The 15,408-nt window shown below is 64.5% G+C and carries 14 protein-coding genes, 2 tRNA genes and 1 pseudogene; 11 read left to right on the top strand and 6 right to left on the bottom strand.

Annotated elements, in window-relative coordinates:
• Positions 1 to 68 precede the first annotated feature (68 nt).
• Positions 69 to 840 (top strand): annotated as a pseudogene (locus AAIL68_RS08860) (IS5 family transposase).
• A 162-nt stretch (positions 841 to 1,002) separates the two neighbouring features.
• Here the strand turns inward: AAIL68_RS08860 and tkt are convergent.
• Positions 1,003 to 3,033, bottom strand: a complete 2,031-nt coding sequence (tkt, locus tag AAIL68_RS08855) for a transketolase (RefSeq protein WP_347139410.1) — start codon at positions 3,031 to 3,033, stop codon at positions 1,003 to 1,005.
• 112 nt (positions 3,034 to 3,145) lie between these two features.
• Here tkt and AAIL68_RS08850 point away from each other — a divergent pair, with 112 nt between their 5' ends.
• The 9 genes from AAIL68_RS08850 to AAIL68_RS08810 all read left to right on the top strand — a co-directional run bounded on the left by AAIL68_RS08850 (position 3,146) and on the right by AAIL68_RS08810 (position 12,008).
• The gene (locus AAIL68_RS08850) at positions 3,146 to 3,943 is read left to right on the top strand and encodes a DeoR/GlpR family DNA-binding transcription regulator (RefSeq protein ID WP_347139409.1); all 798 of its coding nucleotides are present in this window, start codon (positions 3,146 to 3,148) and stop codon (positions 3,941 to 3,943) included.
• 13 nt (positions 3,944 to 3,956) lie between these two features.
• Positions 3,957 to 4,730, top strand: coding sequence for a triose-phosphate isomerase (locus AAIL68_RS08845; protein ID WP_347139408.1), 774 nt, complete (start codon positions 3,957 to 3,959; stop codon positions 4,728 to 4,730).
• On the top strand, positions 4,727 to 5,188 hold the full coding sequence (locus AAIL68_RS08840) for an RpiB/LacA/LacB family sugar-phosphate isomerase (RefSeq protein WP_347139407.1): 462 nt from the start codon (positions 4,727 to 4,729) through the stop codon (positions 5,186 to 5,188). The genes AAIL68_RS08845 and AAIL68_RS08840 overlap by 4 nt, the downstream gene beginning before the upstream one ends.
• A 1-nt stretch (position 5,189) precedes the next feature.
• Entirely contained in the window at positions 5,190 to 6,170 is a 981-nt protein-coding gene (locus AAIL68_RS08835; protein ID WP_347139406.1) for a class 1 fructose-bisphosphatase, read from the top strand.
• A gap of 4 nt (positions 6,171 to 6,174) precedes the next feature.
• Positions 6,175 to 7,209, top strand: coding sequence for a class II fructose-bisphosphate aldolase (fba, locus tag AAIL68_RS08830; RefSeq protein WP_347139405.1), 1,035 nt, complete (start codon positions 6,175 to 6,177; stop codon positions 7,207 to 7,209).
• Positions 7,210 to 7,403: 194 nt separating this feature from the next.
• Complete coding sequence (locus AAIL68_RS08825) at positions 7,404 to 8,651, top strand: DarT ssDNA thymidine ADP-ribosyltransferase family protein (RefSeq protein ID WP_347139404.1); 1,248 nt, start codon at positions 7,404 to 7,406, stop codon at positions 8,649 to 8,651.
• Positions 8,652 to 9,006: 355 nt separating this feature from the next.
• Positions 9,007 to 9,222 (top strand): hypothetical protein, encoded by a 216-nt coding sequence (locus AAIL68_RS08820; RefSeq protein ID WP_347139403.1) that lies wholly within the window; start codon positions 9,007 to 9,009, stop codon positions 9,220 to 9,222.
• 69 nt (positions 9,223 to 9,291) lie between these two features.
• The gene (locus tag AAIL68_RS08815; protein WP_347139402.1) at positions 9,292 to 11,139 is read left to right on the top strand and encodes an ABC-F family ATP-binding cassette domain-containing protein; all 1,848 of its coding nucleotides are present in this window, start codon (positions 9,292 to 9,294) and stop codon (positions 11,137 to 11,139) included.
• A 125-nt stretch (positions 11,140 to 11,264) separates the two neighbouring features.
• Positions 11,265 to 12,008: a MipA/OmpV family protein gene (locus AAIL68_RS08810; protein ID WP_347139401.1), complete on the top strand. Its 744-nt coding sequence runs from the start codon at positions 11,265 to 11,267 to the stop codon at positions 12,006 to 12,008.
• Positions 12,009 to 12,359: 351 nt separating this feature from the next.
• On the opposite strand, the gene AAIL68_RS08805 is transcribed toward AAIL68_RS08810, so the two are convergent.
• From AAIL68_RS08805 to tig, 3 genes are all read right to left on the bottom strand, one after another.
• Positions 12,360 to 12,433, bottom strand: a tRNA-Gly gene (locus tag AAIL68_RS08805).
• Positions 12,434 to 12,475: 42 nt separating this feature from the next.
• On the bottom strand, positions 12,476 to 12,895 hold the full coding sequence (locus AAIL68_RS08800; RefSeq protein WP_347139400.1) for a DUF1489 domain-containing protein: 420 nt from the start codon (positions 12,893 to 12,895) through the stop codon (positions 12,476 to 12,478).
• 97 nt (positions 12,896 to 12,992) lie between these two features.
• Positions 12,993 to 14,327, bottom strand: coding sequence for a trigger factor (tig, locus tag AAIL68_RS08795; RefSeq protein ID WP_347139415.1), 1,335 nt, complete (start codon positions 14,325 to 14,327; stop codon positions 12,993 to 12,995).
• A gap of 144 nt (positions 14,328 to 14,471) precedes the next feature.
• On the opposite strand from tig, the gene AAIL68_RS08790 reads away from it, so the two are divergent.
• Positions 14,472 to 14,873 carry a hypothetical protein gene (locus tag AAIL68_RS08790; protein WP_347139399.1) on the top strand — a complete coding sequence of 134 codons (402 nt, stop codon included), beginning with the start codon at positions 14,472 to 14,474 and terminating at the stop codon, positions 14,871 to 14,873.
• Here the strand turns inward: AAIL68_RS08790 and AAIL68_RS08785 are convergent.
• Positions 14,870 to 15,256: a hypothetical protein gene (locus AAIL68_RS08785; RefSeq protein ID WP_347139398.1), complete on the bottom strand. Its 387-nt coding sequence runs from the start codon at positions 15,254 to 15,256 to the stop codon at positions 14,870 to 14,872. The two genes, AAIL68_RS08790 and AAIL68_RS08785, sit on opposite strands and share 4 nt — an antisense overlap.
• A 17-nt stretch (positions 15,257 to 15,273) precedes the next feature.
• Positions 15,274 to 15,369, bottom strand: a tRNA-Sec gene (locus AAIL68_RS08780).
• Positions 15,370 to 15,408: the final 39 nt, after the last annotated feature.

Raw genomic sequence — 15,408 nt, 5'->3', positions numbered from 1 at the left:
TCCCTAGGGTCGGGACCCATTGATTTTCTGCTTGTGGGATGATTCAGCCTCCGCAAGGAGACTGATTGATAAGCAATCTTTTCTGGCTGACGGAGGCTCAGATGTCCCGGCTTCAGCCGTTCTTCCCCAAGAGCCATGGCAAGCCTCGCGTCGATGACCGGCGCGTTCTGAGCGGCATAATCTTCGTCAACCGCAATGGTTTGCGCTGGCGCGATGCTCCCCAGGAATATGGCCCCGCAAAGACGCTCTATAACCGCTGGAAGCGATGGAGTAACCGGGGTGTCTTCGCCAGGATGATGGAGGGCCTGTCATCCGAGGCGGCACCACCCAAGACAGTGATGATCGACGCGACCTATCTCAAGGCGCATCGCACGGCGAGCAGCCTGCGGTTGAAAAAAGGGGATCAGACGACTGGCGCGGGCGGCTGATCGGTCAGACCAAGGGCGGCATGAACACCAAGCTGCATGCGGTCTCCGATGCGGAGGGGCGCCCGATCCGCTTCTTCATGACTGCGGGCCAGGTCAGCGATTACACTGGAGCGGCAGCCTTGGCTCGAGCAGCTTGCCAAACACGGAGTGGCTCCTGGCGGACCGGGGCTATGATGCCGACTGGTTCAGAGAGGCACTGGAAGACAAAGGGATAAAGCCTTGCATCCCGGGCCGGAAGTCGCGCGGCAAGCCCATCAAGCACGACAAGCGCCGCTATAAGCGCCGCAACAGGATCGAAATCATGTTCGGGCGTCTCAAGGATTGGCGACGCGTGGCAACTCGTTACGACAGATGCCCGAAGGTCTTCCTCTCTGCCGTCGCCCTCGCCGCAACCGTCATGTTCTGGCTATAAACCAGAAACGAGTCCTGACCCTAACTTGTCGGTCAGCCGCGTAGGGGGGGGGGTTTACTCCACCGTTCTTGCAACGGTCAACGGCGCAAGGGGCGTGTGAACACGCACCCTACGAGGACGGATCATCCGCCGTAGGGTGCGTGCTTGCACGCACCGTTACGCTTACTTCCCCGTCAGCGCCTTGGCCCGCGCGACGATGGCCTCCTTCGTGATCCCGAACTCCTGATACAGCCGGTCGATGGGGGCGGATGCGCCAAAGCCGTTCATGCCGATCACGTCGTCCTCGCTGGCGACATAGCGCGTCCAGCCGAACTTGCCCGCCGCCTCGACGGCGATGCGCGGCGCGTCGCCTAGGGTGGCCTTGCGATAGTCTTCAGGCTGCGCGTCGAACAACTCCCACGACGGCATCGACACGACTGCAACCGACAACCCGTCGGCGTGCAGCGCTTCGCCGGCCTGGACGGCCAGTTGCACCTCGGTCCCCGTGGCGATCAGGGTCACGTCGCGGCCCTCGCCGAACTGGCGGATCACATAGGCGCCTTTCGCCGTCAGGTTCTCATCGCCTGCCTCCAGCCGCAGTTGCGGCACGTCCTGGCGCGACAGCGCCAGCAGCGACGGCACATTGCGGTTGCGGATCGCGATGTCCCAGGCTTCCAGCGTTTCCACCGTGTCCGCCGGGCGCAGCACCGTCAGGTTCGGGATGGCGCGCAGCGATGCCAAGTGCTCGATCGGCTGGTGGGTCGGGCCGTCCTCGCCCAGGCCGATGCTGTCATGGGTCATCACATAGATCGTGCCGACCCCCATCAGCGCCGACAGGCGGATGGCATTGCGGGCATAGTCCGAGAAGACCAGGAACGTCCCGCCATAGGCGATGAAGCCGCCATGCAGGTTGATCCCGTTCATCGCGGCGGCCATGCCGAATTCGCGCACGCCATAGCCGATGTAGCGGCCCGGCGCTTGCCGCGTGTACTGGCTGTCCACGGCCTTCACGCGGGTCAGGTTCGACCCAGTCAGGTCGGCCGATCCGCCGATCATCTCGGGTAGGGCGGCGGTCAGCGGCTCCAGCGCCATCTGGCTGGCCTTGCGGGTCGCGGCCTTTTTCGGTTCCGCGAACAGCGCGTCGCGCGCGGCCTTCAGCGCGGCCTCATAGCCCTCGGGCAGGGTGCCCGACAGGCGGCGGTTGAACTCGTCCCGGACCTCGGCGGATTTGCCCGCAAGGCGGGCTTCCCAAGCCTCGCGGTCTTGGGCGCCGCGCGTGCCGATTGCGCGCCATTCGGCAGCCAGTTCCTCGGGAATGACGAAGGGCTCATGCGGCCAGCCGATGGCCTCGCGGGTCAGCGCGGCCTCGTCCTTGCCCAGCGGCGAGCCGTGGACCGCATAGCTGCCCGCCTTGTTGGGCGAGCCGAACCCGATCACCGTCTTCATCGCGATCAGCGAGGGCTTGCCTGTCTCGGCCTTGGCCGCCTTGATCGCTTCGTCCAAAGCCTTGCCGTCATGGCCGTCGCATTTCTGGACATGCCAGCCGCAGGCCTGGAAGCGGGCCGGGACATCTTCCGAGAAGCTGATCGAGGTCGGGCCGTCGATGGTGATGCTGTTGTCGTCGTAAAGCACGATCATCTTGCCCAGGCCCAGATGGCCCGCAAGGCTGATCGCCTCTTGCCCGATGCCTTCCTGCAGGCAGCCGTCGCCCACGAAGACATAGGTGTGGTGATCGACCAGATCGTCGCCGAACTCGGCCGCCAGACGGCGTTCCGCCAGCGCCATGCCGACGGCGGTGGCGATGCCCTGGCCCAGCGGCCCGGTCGTGGTCTCGATGCCCTTGGCATGGCCGTATTCGGGGTGACCGGCGGTGATCGACCCCCACTGGCGGAAGTTCCTGACCTGCTCCAGCGTCATGTCTTCGTAGCCGGTCAGGTGCAGCAGGCTGTAGAGCAGCATCGAGGCATGGCCGTTCGACAGCACGAAGCGGTCGCGATCCGGCCAGTCGGGGTTCTTGGCGTCGAACTTCAGGTGGTTGCGGAACAGCACGGTGGCCGCATCCGCCATGCCCATGGGCGCGCCCGGATGGCCCGAATTGGCGGCGTTCACCGCGTCGATGGACAGCGCGCGGATGCAGTTGGCCAGCGCGAAGTTCTGCGGGTCGAGATCCGCCTTGGCGGCGATCTTGGGGTCTTTGGGCGAATCTAGGGGCATGTGGTCCTCCGACGGGTTTGGGGGTGAATAACCCGGTGCAGGACGGATCACAACAATAATCACAAAACGCCATCACAAAGTCACAAAAATGATGTTGCGATTTTCGCGGGCCATGTTACAAATCTGGACAACCGAGGAGGTGCAGGTGAAGCGCGAGGAACGCAGGCAGGCGATCATGGATCTTCTGGTCGGCGCGCGCGCCGTGGATCTGGACGATCTGGCCGACCGTTTCGCCGTCTCGCGCATGACCATCCACCGCGATCTCGACGACCTGGAACAGGCGGGCCTGCTGCGCAAGGTGCGCGGCGGCGCCACCATCGAGGCGGGCACCCAGTTCGAGTCCGACTTCCGCATCCGCGCGTTGCAGGACAGCGACGCCAAGGCGCGCATGGCCCGCGCCGCGCTGGAGATGGTCGAGCCGGGCATGACGGTGATGGTCAACGATGGATCCATGGCGGCGCTTCTGGGTGCCAGCCTGACGGATAAGGCGCCGCTGACGGTCATCACCAACAACGCCGCCGTGATCGAACGGCTGAAGGACGCGCCGCGCGTGACGCTGATCGCGCTTGGCGGCACCTACAGCGCCAAGTTCAACGGCTTCTTCGGGGTCGTGACCGAGGATGCGCTGTCGCGGCTGCGCGCCGACCTGGCCTTCATCTCGACCCCGGCCGTGGCCGGGCTGCGGGCCTTCCACATGGACGACGCGGCGGTCCGCGCCAAGCGCGCCATGATGGCGGGGGCCGACCGCGCCGTGCTGCTGGTCAACCATACGCGCTTCGGCCGCTCGGCGCTGCACGCGCTGGCGGATCTGACCGCCTTCGACGCCATCATCACCGATGCCGCGCCCGCGCCCGAGGATCGCGCCGCGATCGACCGGGCCGGGCTGCGGCTGACCATCGCACGAGACTGAATTGGGGACTGATATGAGCGATTTCTGGATCGGCACAAGCTGGAAGATGAACAAGACGTTGGCCGAGGCGCGCGTCTTTGCCGAAGGATTGGCTGCGGCGGACAGCGCACGCGACCCGCGCATCCAGCGTTTCGTGATCCCGCCCTTCACCGCCGTGCGGCAGGTCAAGGAATGGCTGGCGGACACCTCGGTCAAGGTCGGCGCGCAGAACATGCATTGGGCAGACGAGGGCGCCTGGACGGGCGAAGTCTCGCCGGTGATGCTCACGGACTGCAACCTCGATATCGTGGAACTGGGCCACAGCGAACGCCGCGAGCATTTCGGCGAGACGGACGAGACCGTTGGCCTCAAGACCGAGGCCGCCGTCCGCCACGGGTTGATCCCACTGATCTGCATCGGCGAAACGCTGGCCGAACGCGAAGCGGGCCGCGCGCAGGACGTGCTGGAAACCCAGGTCCGCGGCGCGCTGTCCAAGCTGTCCGGCGACCAGAAAAACGCCGAAATCCTGCTGGCCTACGAACCTGTCTGGGCCATCGGGGTTAAGGGGATCCCCGCGACCTCGGACTATGCCGATGCCCGGCAGGCCGAGATCATCGCGGTGGCCCAGAACATCCTTGGCCGCAAGGTGCCCTGTCTTTACGGTGGCTCGGTCAATCCGGGCAACTGCGAGGAACTGATTTCCTGCCCGCATATCGACGGGCTGTTCATCGGCCGCTCCGCTTGGAACGTGGACGGCTATCTCGACATCCTGGCGCGATGCGCCGCAACCATCGGAGAGAAGAAATGAAACTGGCAATCGCAGGCGACAGCGCGGGTGAGGGTCTGGCCAAGGTTCTGGCCGACCACCTGAAGGACAAGCATCAGGTGTCGGAAATCAGCCGCACCGACGCGGGCGCGGATCCGTTCTATGCCAACCTGTCCGACCGGGTGGCAAGCCAGGTCAAGGACGGCACCTATGACCGCGCCATCCTGGTCTGCGGCACGGGCATCGGCGTCTGCATCGCGGCCAACAAGGTGCCGGGCATCCGCGCCGCGCTGACCCACGACACCTATTCCGCCGAACGCGCTGCGCTGTCGAATGACGCCCAGATTATCACCATGGGCGCTCGCGTGATCGGCCCCGAACTGGCCAAGGCCATCGCCGACAAATGGCTGGCCGAGACCGAGAACTTCGACAAGGCCGGGAAGTCGGCGGGCAACGTGAACGCCATCGACGCGGTCGATGCGAAATACAACAAGGCCTGAAATGCTGAAACTGCCGAATGACGGCCCGGCAACGGGCCGCCTTTTGTCTCAGGTGCTGACCGGCGACGGCCCGGCCGCCATCGTCCACGCGATTGCGCAGGCGCAGCCTGCGGTGGCCGCCCGCCTCGGCGCGGGCCGGTTGCACGGCGACCCGACCGAGATCGTCGGCGTGAACGACACCGGCGACAAGCAGAAGGCGCTCGACGTGGGGGCGCATCACCACATGATCGAGGCCCTGCGCAAGGCAGGCGTCCGCCAGGTCCTGTCCGAGGAAGCCGAGGCGGTGATCGAGTTGAACCCCGACGGCGCCTGGGACGTGGCGATGGATCCCATCGACGGGTCGGGCAGCATCGGCATCGGCGCGCCGCTGGGCATGTTGTTCAGCATCATGCCCGCCGCGCCCGAGGGTTTCCTGCGCACGGGCGAAGCGGTCGTTGCGGCGGGCTATGCCTCCTTCGGGCACTCGCTGGATTTCGGCTGGTCCCTGGGCGACGGCACCCATATCGCCGGCTGGGACGCCGAGGCGGGCGAGTTCCGCATGGTGCGCGAGAACGTCACGCTGAAGCCCACGGCCTCGACCATCGCCTATAACGCGTCCAACGAACGACACTGGGAACCGGGCCTGCAACGCTGGGTCGCGGATTTGCGCGCGGGCAGGGACGGGCCGCTGGGCAAGAACTACAACATGCGCTGGCTGGCCGCCGCCGTGGGCGAATTGCACCGCATCCTGCTGAACGGCGGGGCTTTTCTTTATCCCGCAGACCGGCGTCCGGGATATGAAAACGGCCGCCTGCGGCTGGTCTATGAATGCATGCCCATCGCCTTTCTGGTCGAACAGGCGGGCGGGCTGGCGTCGGACGGCACGCAGCCCATCCGTTATCGCAAACCGTTAGCGGTACACGACATGACGCCCCTGATATTCGGCGCTAAGGACGAGGTCGAGACGATCCTCGGCTATCTGGCCGAACCCACGGAAGGATAACGATATGGCTATGATTACCCTGCGCCAGCTTCTCGACCACGCGGCCGAGAATGGCTACGCAGTCCCCGCCTTCAACATCAACAACATGGAGCAGGGTCTGGCGATCATGACCGCGGCGCAGGCGACGAAATCGCCGGTGATCCTGCAGGCCAGCCGGGGCGCGCGGGCCTATGCCAACGATCTGGTCCTGGCCGGGCTGATCCAGGGCTTTGCCAAGGCCTTCCCCGAGATCCCGCTGTGCATGCATCTGGACCACGGCAACGGCCTGGCGACCTGCGCCACCGCGATCCAGAACGGCTTCACCAGCGTGATGATGGACGGCAGCCTCAAGGCCGACGGCAAGACGCCCGCCGACTATGACTACAACCGCGACGTGACCGCCAGCGTGGTGCAGATGGCCCATGCCTGCGGCGTGTCCGTGGAAGGTGAATTGGGCGTTCTGGGCAGCCTGGAAACCGGCATGGGCGACCAGGAGGACGGCCACGGCGCCACCGAGCAGCTGGGCCACGACCAGCTTCTGACCGACCCGGACGAGGCCGTGCGCTTCGTGAACGACACGAACGTGGACGCGCTGGCGATCGCCATGGGCACCTCGCACGGCGCCTACAAGTTCTCGCGCAAGCCCGACGGCGACATCCTGGCGATGCATGTCATCGAGGAGATCCACAACCGCCTGCCCAACACGCACCTGGTGATGCACGGGTCTTCGTCGGTGCCGGAGGATCTGCAGCAGATCATCAACAGCTATGGCGGCGACATCAAGCCGACCTGGGGTGTTCCGGTCGAGGAGATCCAGCGCGGCATCAAGCACGGCGTGCGCAAGGTCAACATCGACACCGACAACCGCCTGGCGATGACCGCCGCGATCCGCAAGGTGTTCTCGGAAGAACCGTCCGAGTTCGACCCGCGCAAGTACCTCAAGCCCGCGATGGCGATGATGTCGCAGGTCTGCAAGGACCGCTTCGAGGCGTTTGGAACGGCCGGCAACGCGGACAAGATCGTGCCGCTGCCGCTGTCGGCGATGGCCGCGCGGTATTGATCTGCGGGTGATGAAGGGAAGGGGCCTCGCCGGGTGGCGGGGCCTTTTTCGTTTAATGCTTCTTCAATATTGCAAAAATTTTTTTGCTCTATGTTGCATTGCAAACCCTTTATTACATTGGCAAAAAATTACTGACTGCTAGGCATGAAACCGGAATGTCTTTAACGGAGCATGCGCGAATGGAATAGCTTTTGTTGGGCGGAGGCATCGTTTTCCTCCTAGCCTTTATCGATAAGCTGAAGGTCTTCGGAACTCCCCGTGAGATTGGCAGTTCGGACGACTCGCCGCGCACTGCTAGGGAAACAGCAGCTGAGGTCGCCGCCGCAGGTGGGCTTCTCTTACAATCAGCGATCGAAGCGACGAAGGGACTATCTGCGGTGACAGAGGAATTGAGCCGGGCCGCCGAAAAGATGGCTGAGGCTGCCAAAGCGGATTTGGAGCACCGCCAAAGCCCTCTCGGAAAGAGCCTTTCTTTCCGCAAGATGTGGCTTGCTTCCATGCTCGAATTCGAGAAACGCCGCTTGGCGGTTCAAGACAAGCTCGACGCCGATCCGAGGCTTGCTGAAATCTATGAAGAACTTCGGCGTAAAGACGGGGCAGAGCAACCTCAGGCAGTTGCCTCAACAGGATATCACGAGAAGCTTCGCGAAATTGGTTTCCGGGGCCTCCCTGCCAATCTTCGTATCGTGTCAATCCCGTTTCTTTGCCACTTCACCAGGATTGAGAACCTTCCTTCAATCCTCAAACACGGAATCGTGCCAGTAGCTATGTATGCGGAGCGTGGAATCGTGCCGATTGTCAACGATCAGCACAGGTTCGACAGGCGGACCAACACGTCGTCCTTCTCAATTGGTCACCCTAACACACGAATGCTGCATAAATACCGGCAACTCGATAAGGACGCCGACTGGGTCATTCTTGCGGTAAACGTGGCAACAGCCCTCAGGCTCGACACGCTATTTTGCCGCTACAATGCTGCCGATGCGAGGATAAGCCGTCTTTCAGACCATGAACTTACCGGGAACAAGGCCTTCCAAGGAATGTTCGAGCGCCCAACGCGTTACACAGGCTTGGCGCGATACAACGAGCCTACTGACGAGCAGGCCGAGATCCTGATCCCAAGGGTGATATCCCCCTCGGAGATCCATGGAGTCTTTTTTCTTTCCCAGAAAGGCAGGGCTGAAAACGAGCCGGATTGTGGAAACCGCGCGATTTTCGATCCCAAACAAAGTGAGGCGATTTTCGGCAGGCGATTCGATGGAAACCTCAGCCATACTGCGCGTATAATCCGGGGGTTTGACCAGCGGGTGGATCAACTTATAACAGAGTTTAGGCGAGACCCACGACTTTTTCAGATATTGGATAATAAAATTGCTTCAGAAACCAGAATTTCCGGCAGCCTTCTTATTTCCATGCCTGGAATCATATGGTCGCGGGGATGATCGGTCTGATTGCGCTCCACAAAATCAAATCCGGCTTTCCGCAAGTGCATACGCAGACATCCTAAACCCCCCTTGACGCGCCCCCTCCCGTCCTCCCTCCCCACCCATGCTGCGCATCGACGACATCTCCTATTCCATCCAAGGCCCCCTCTGTTAGAAGGCGCAACCGCCACCATCCCCGAGGGCCACAAGGTCGGCCTTGTCGGCCCTAACGGTGCGGGCAAGACCACGCTGTCAATGCTCAACCCTGCCAAGATGTTTTCGGTGACGGGGCATGCTTGCCAAATCCCCCTCACCTGAAACTTCTCCGCCCCTTCGCTGTTGTGCCAGACGCATCTGACAAGAAAGACCCACAATGGCCACCGAACCCAAACCAAGCCGCGGGATGCCCCGGTCGCTGATCTACGCCCTGATCCCGGCAGGCTTCCTGATCATGGCCGCCTTTATGGTGCTGTCCGGGCGGGACACCACCGAAACGGCGGCCGAGGCAGCGGCCGAGGCCACGAATACCGTGCCCCAACCGGTCGAGAACGCGCCTGGCACGCCTGCCCCCGCGGAACCCACGAACTGACGGCGCGGCAACGCCAGGGCTGGCTCGTGGCTGCTTGACGCCACGCCCCGCATCGGCCATGGCCATGCCATGCTGCGCATCGACGACATCTCCTATTCCATTCAGGGCCGTCCTCTGTTCGAGGGCGCCACCGCCACCATCCCCGAAGGCCACAAGGTCGGCCTTGTCGGCCCGAACGGCGCGGGCAAGACCACGCTGTTCCGGCTGATCCGGGGCGAACTGTCCCTGGATGGCGGCGACATCAGCCTGCCCTCGCGCGCCCGCATTGGAGGGGTCGCGCAGGAATCGGCGGCGACCGCCACCTCGGTCCTGGACACCGTGCTGGCTGCCGATACCGAACGCGCGGCCCTGCTGGCGGAAAGCCACACCGCCACCGACGCGCATCGCATCGCCGAAATCCAGACGCGGTTGGCCGATATCGACGCCTGGTCGGCCGAGGCGCGGGCGGCCTCGATTCTTGACGGCTTGGGCTTTTCGACCGCGGATCAGGCCCGGCCCACCAGCGATTTTTCCGGCGGCTGGCGGATGCGGGTGGCGCTGGCGGGCGTGCTGTTCGCACAGCCCGATTTGCTGCTGCTGGACGAACCGACGAACTACCTGGACCTGGAAGGCGCGCTGTGGCTGGAAACCTATCTGGCACGCTATCCGCACACGGTCATCATCATCAGCCACGACCGCGACCTTCTGAACCGCGCCGTGGGCCATATCCTGCACCTGGAAAACCGCAAGCTGACGCTGTATACCGGCGGCTATGACGCCTTTGCCCGGATGCGCGCCGAACGCCGCGCCCTGCAGGCGGCCGAGGCGAAGAAGCAGGCGGACCGGCGCGCGCATCTGCAAAGCTTCGTGGACCGCTTCGGCGCCAAGGCCTCGAAGGCGCGCCAAGCCCAAGCCCGCGTCAAGATGCTGGCGAAGATGGAGCCGATCACCGCGCCAGAGGAGGCCAAGTTCCACCGCTTCGGCTTTCCGCAGCCCGAGGAACTGTCGCCTCCCATCGTCGCGATGGAGGGGGTCAGCGTGGGTTATGACAGCCGCGCCGTGCTGCGCAAGCTGTCGCTGCGGATCGACCAGGACGACCGGATCGCGCTGCTGGGCCGGAACGGGCAGGGGAAATCGACGCTGTCGAAGCTGCTGGCGGAACGCCTGACGCCGATGGAGGGCAAGCTGACGCGATCCAGCAAGCTGCGCATCGGCTATTTCGCGCAGCATCAGGTCGATGAACTGGACCTGAGCGAAACCCCGCTGGCCCATATCCGCCGCCTGCGGCCCGATGAGGGGCAGGCCAAGCTGCGCGCGCGGCTGGCGGGATTTGGCCTGATGGAGGCGCAGGCCGAAACGAAGGTCGGGCAACTGTCCGGCGGGCAGAAGGCGCGGCTGTCGCTGCTGCTGGCGACCATCGACGCGCCGCATCTGCTGATCCTGGACGAACCCACGAACCACCTCGACATCGAATCCCGCGAGGCGCTGACCGAAGCGCTGAACGACTATACCGGCGCCGTGGTGCTGGTCAGCCACGACATGCACCTGCTGGGCCTGGTGGCCGACCGGCTGTGGCTGGTCAAGGACGGCGCGGTCGCGCCCTATGACGGCGACCTGGACGATTACCGCCGCTTCCTGCTGGGTGGGGACGAGCCGAAGCAGGTCGAGGAAAAGCCGAAAGCCGCCCCTAAGCGCGCGCCGCGCGACGAGATCCTGGCCCTGCGGGCCGAAGTTCGCCGGGCCGAGGAGCGTGTGCAGAAGCTGACCGAGATGCTGGAAAAGCTGGACGTGAAGCTGGCCGATCCGGCGCTGTATAACGACCCGCACGAGGCGAAACGCTGGACCGCCAAGCGCGCCGAGGCCGTGCAGGCCATGGCGCGCGCCGAGGACATCTGGATGGCCGCGCTTGAAAGCCTGGACGGCGCCGAACGCGGATAGCTGTTGCCCAAATGCGCCGCCTGTCCGATGTTAACGGCAAGACGGCGCGGAACGCCTTGTGCGGCTTGACGATTCGACCTTAGGAAGCGCTTACATCCCGCCGGCCTCCCTCGAAGGATTTGACCATGAAACACATGCTGGCCTTGGCCGTCCTTGCCGCATCCGCTGCCACGGGTGCCCATGCGCAGGATTTCGGCTTTGCAGGCCGCGAATTTTCGGTCGATCTGGGGGTCGGCGTGGATGTGGGCCCCGACTATCCCGGTTCCGACGATGCCGAGGCGGGGCCCTGGCTGATCTGGCGCAACGCGGGCTTCGGCCAGCCGGGCAGCGAGGCGCGCGAGGGCTTTTCGATCTCTCCGTCCTTCAACATGGTGGGTGAACGCGAGGCATCCGACAACGACGACCTGGCCGGGATGGAGGATATCGACCGCGCCTATGAACTGGGCTTGAAGGTCAGCTATGGCGCGGGCCCCGTGACCGCCTTCGGGTCGGTCCGCAGGGGTTTCGACGGCCATGAAGGCCTGACCGGCGAACTGGGCGCGAAATACCGCACCGACCTGTCGGACCGCGTGACGCTGTGGTCGGGCCTGTCGCTGGGCTATGGCAACGGCGACTATAACGACACTTATTTCGGCGTCGCCCCGTCCGAGGCCATTCCTGGCCGCCCCGCCTATGACATCGGCGGCGGCTTCAACAAGGCCGCCATCTCCTTCGAGGCGCGCTATGCCCTGACCGACAATGTCGCGCTGCTGGGCGAGGTGGAATACGGCAAGCTGATCGGCGACGCGGCGGATTCGCCGGTCGTGCAGGACGAATTCCAGCCTTCGCTGCGGCTCGGGATCGTGCGGAAGTTCTCGTTCGGATTCTGACCGGGCGGGAGTTTCGGGTATCAGGCCGCGGTGAAAGCCGCGGCTTTTTTGTTGATCATGCCTTAACCTTCGGCTCGTAGAGTGAAGGCCGCAACTGCATTACAGTGCAGGGAAGGAGGCGCCGCTGGAGCAGGTCAGGGCAGCCGCGTCGGATCGGTGGAGCCATGAGCCTTATGGCTGGCCTTGATCGGCCTCGGCCAGCTTGGCGCAGGACCAAATCTAGAACACCCTTCGGGATTTTCTTCGGGACTCTTTGGTAGTTTTTGGCTGAAAGTGGCCTTTGTTGTCCGTCCGTTCTCTTTCTGGAAACGGCGACAGAAACAAAAAAGCCCATCAATTACTGAGATTTAATGGAGCGGGTGAAGGGAATCGAACCCTCGTATTCAGCTTGGGAAGCTGCTGCTCTACCATTGAGCTACACCCGCGTGGCGCCTTCGCTAAACCAAGGCGCGGGCCGCGTCAAGCGGTCAGACAAGCCCCATTTCAGCCAAGGCGGCGGCCATCTGCGGGGGCAGGGCGACGTCGCCCTCGCGCCCGCGCGGCATGTCGGCGGGGGCGTCCTGGGCCGTCAGATAGCGCCAACCCTGGAACGGGCGGCGGGGGACGGCGGTCACGGGCACGATCTCGCGGTCCAGGATCAGGGCGCAGCGGCGGATGCCGTCGTCGCGGTAATGTTCGTCCAGCCGGACGATCCGCTGGCGGGCCAGCATGACGCCCTTGAACACCCAGAAGATCGACCCGCCCGAAAGCAGTTCGGCCTCCCGCTTGGGCCACATGCGGGTGACATGAACGGCATGGCCGTCGCCGAAGCGGCGCTGCCAATCGGCCAGTTCCTCGGGGCCTTCGGCGCCCACGCAAAGCTTCATCAAGTGGAGTTGTGCTGACATGGCCGCAAGATAGGGGGCAGGGCAGCGCGTCACAAGATCGCCCCAAACGAAAAGGCCGCGCAGGGGGCGCGGCCTTTCGAAAGCTTGAAGGGGACGATCAGAGCTCGTCCAGGGCCTCGACGGCCTTTTCCAGTTCTTCCTTGGTCACGGTCTTTTCGCTGACCTGCGCCTGTTCGGCGATATGATCGACGACCTTGTCCTCGAAGATCGGCGCGCGCAGCTGCTGCTGGACGGCCTGGTTCTGCTGCACGAACTCGAAGAAGGCGCGTTCCTGGCCCGGATACTGGCGGGCGGCGCGCAGCACGGCCTGGGTCATCTCCTGGTCGGTGACGGTCACCTCGGCCTTCTGGCCGATCTCGGCCAGCAGCAGGCCCAGGCGCACCCGGCGCTCGGCCAGCTTCTTGTGCTCCTCGGTCGGCTCGATGCTGCCGTGGTTGTGGTCGTGGACCTCGGGGTTTTCCTCGTGCCACAGCTGATGGGCGATCTGATGCGCCTCGGCCTCGACCAGCGATTCGGGCAGGTCGAACTTCACCTTCTCGTCCAGCTGGTCCAGCAGCGACCGCTTCAGGATCGCGCGGGCGGCGCCGGCATATTCCTGCTCCAGACGGCCGGCGATCTGCTTTTTCAGCGCGTCCAGATCCTCGGCGCCGAACTTCTTGGCCAGCTCGTCGTCGATTTCGGCTTCCTTGGGCGACTTGACCGCCTTCACCTTGCATTCGAAGGTGGCGTCCTTGCCGGCTAGGTGCTTGGCGCCGTATTCCTCGGGGAACTTCACGGAAACGGTCACGTCGTCGCCTGCCTTGGCGCCGACCAGCTGGTCCTCGAAGCCGGGGATGAAGCTGTTGGAGCCCAGCACCAGCGGGTAATCCTCGCCCGCGCCGCCCTCGAAGGCCTCGCCATCGACAAAGCCCTTGAAGTCGATGGTCACCTGGTCGCCCGACTGGGCCTCGCTGCCTTCGGCGCGGTCTTCAAAGGCCTGGGCCGATTTCGCCAGGTTCTGCAGCGCCTCGTCGATCGCGGCGTCCTCGGCGGGAACCGACAGCTTTTCCAGCGTCAGGCCGGACAGGTCCACCTCGGGGATGGCGGGCAGCGCCTCGTAGGAGACGTTGACGACCACGTCATCGCCTTCCTTCCAGGTTTCGCCGTTCTGCATCTCGACCTTCGGCTGGGTCGCGGGGCGGTCGCCGGATTCGTCCAGGTGCTTCTTCAGCGCGCCGTCGATGGCTTCCTGCATGGCGTCGCCCAGGATGCGGGGGCCGAACTGCTTCTTCAGCATGGCCATCGGAACCTTGCCCTTGCGAAAGCCCTTCATCTCGACTTCGGGCTGCGCTTCCTTCAGCTTCGCATCGACCGTTGCGGCCAGATCGGCTGCCGGCAGGGTGAACTGATAGCCCCGCTTGAGACCTTCGTTCTGGGTTTCCGTGACCTGCATCATCGTCCTCATGGCATAAGGGCCACCAGGAAGGCGGCCTGAAAAATTCCCGCCCTTCTAGTCGCGGGGGCGCGCCGCTGCAAGCGGAACCCGCGTCGCGGCCGGGGCGTTTTGCAGCATCCCTTTCCGTGTCAGAGGCCCGCCATGACCCGTCCAAGCGTCATCATCGCCATCAGTCTTTTCGCTGTCAGCACCGGCTGGGCGCAGACCGCCCCGGCCCCGACCCCGGCCGCTGACCAGCCGCAGGCGGTGAACGAGGTCCCCGCGGCCCGGACCCAGGAACCGGGCCAGTCCGGCGAGGGCCGTTGCCCCGCCGCCGACACGGTTGCCGAAAACGCGACCCCGCCCCAGCCCGGCGCCGACAGCACTGACGCCAACAATTCCGGCAGCAGCGGGTGGAGCGGTGGCTTGGGCGGATCCCACCTGGGCACCAACACCCAGGGCGCGGTCGCGGCCTCGCCCACCTGGCAGCCGCCCACGGTGCGCGGCCTTGACCTGGCAGGCCGGGCCGAGCCTGCGGCGGCCCCCCAACCCGCCGCCTGCTAGTTCAGTATGGGCGGCTGCGGTTCGGCGTCGTCCAGCCGCAGCCGCAGCCCGTCGCGGTTGAAGAATTCGCCGTCGCGGATCAGCGTCCGGTCGCCGTTCATGGCGCGCACCAACTGGTCCAGCCGGTCGCGGGCGATGTCGTCGGCCACCAGCCCTTCGCGTCCCGCCCGGAACAGCACGACTGCGTCCCAGGGGGTGGCCGAGCCGTCCAGATAATCCGCCATGTCGGGCCAGTGGATCTCGTCTCCGATGACATGCAGATGCGCCGACTTCAGCAGCTCCACGCGCCCGCCGCCAATCCCCAGCAACACGATCAGCACCGTGAACCCTTCGGTTTCGGCGAAGGTCGCCCGCAGCCAGTCGTCGAAATCGGTGTCAGTCATGGCTGGCCTTCGGAAGATGGCGGAAGGGAATGGGAGTCGAACCCACCCGGGACAGTCTCGCTGCCCCAACCGGAGTTGAAGTCCGGCCGCCCCACCGGGGACGATTCCCTTCCAGGTTCGCCGAACAGGTCGGCGCGATGAGGGTTGATGCG

It is taken from the genome of Paracoccus sp. SSK6 (genome assembly GCF_039770665.1).
In the GTDB taxonomy this organism is placed as follows: domain Bacteria; phylum Pseudomonadota; class Alphaproteobacteria; order Rhodobacterales; family Rhodobacteraceae; genus Paracoccus.
This window is presented reverse-complemented; position numbering and strand designations above follow the sequence as displayed.

What these genes read in the sequence shown, in the direction of transcription:
- AAIL68_RS08790 (WP_347139399.1), top strand. Translation starts at nt 14,472, where the DNA reads ATGACCCGTCCAAGCGTCATCATCGCCATCAGTCTTTTCGCTGTCAGC.
- tig (WP_347139415.1), bottom strand. Translation starts at nt 14,327, where the DNA reads ATGCAGGTCACGGAAACCCAGAACGAAGGTCTCAAGCGGGGCTATCAG.
- AAIL68_RS08800 (WP_347139400.1), bottom strand. Translation starts at nt 12,895, where the DNA reads ATGTCAGCACAACTCCACTTGATGAAGCTTTGCGTGGGCGCCGAAGGC.
- AAIL68_RS08820 (WP_347139403.1), top strand. Translation starts at nt 9,007, where the DNA reads ATGGCCACCGAACCCAAACCAAGCCGCGGGATGCCCCGGTCGCTGATC.
- AAIL68_RS08815 (WP_347139402.1), top strand. Translation starts at nt 9,292, where the DNA reads ATGCTGCGCATCGACGACATCTCCTATTCCATTCAGGGCCGTCCTCTG.
- tkt (WP_347139410.1), bottom strand. Translation starts at nt 3,033, where the DNA reads ATGCCCCTAGATTCGCCCAAAGACCCCAAGATCGCCGCCAAGGCGGAT.
- AAIL68_RS08850 (WP_347139409.1), top strand. Translation starts at nt 3,146, where the DNA reads ATGTTACAAATCTGGACAACCGAGGAGGTGCAGGTGAAGCGCGAGGAA.
- AAIL68_RS08845 (WP_347139408.1), top strand. Translation starts at nt 3,957, where the DNA reads ATGAGCGATTTCTGGATCGGCACAAGCTGGAAGATGAACAAGACGTTG.
- fba (WP_347139405.1), top strand. Translation starts at nt 6,175, where the DNA reads ATGGCTATGATTACCCTGCGCCAGCTTCTCGACCACGCGGCCGAGAAT.
- AAIL68_RS08835 (WP_347139406.1), top strand. Translation starts at nt 5,190, where the DNA reads ATGCTGAAACTGCCGAATGACGGCCCGGCAACGGGCCGCCTTTTGTCT.
- AAIL68_RS08785 (WP_347139398.1), bottom strand. Translation starts at nt 15,256, where the DNA reads ATGACTGACACCGATTTCGACGACTGGCTGCGGGCGACCTTCGCCGAA.
- AAIL68_RS08810 (WP_347139401.1), top strand. Translation starts at nt 11,265, where the DNA reads ATGAAACACATGCTGGCCTTGGCCGTCCTTGCCGCATCCGCTGCCACG.
- AAIL68_RS08840 (WP_347139407.1), top strand. Translation starts at nt 4,727, where the DNA reads ATGAAACTGGCAATCGCAGGCGACAGCGCGGGTGAGGGTCTGGCCAAG.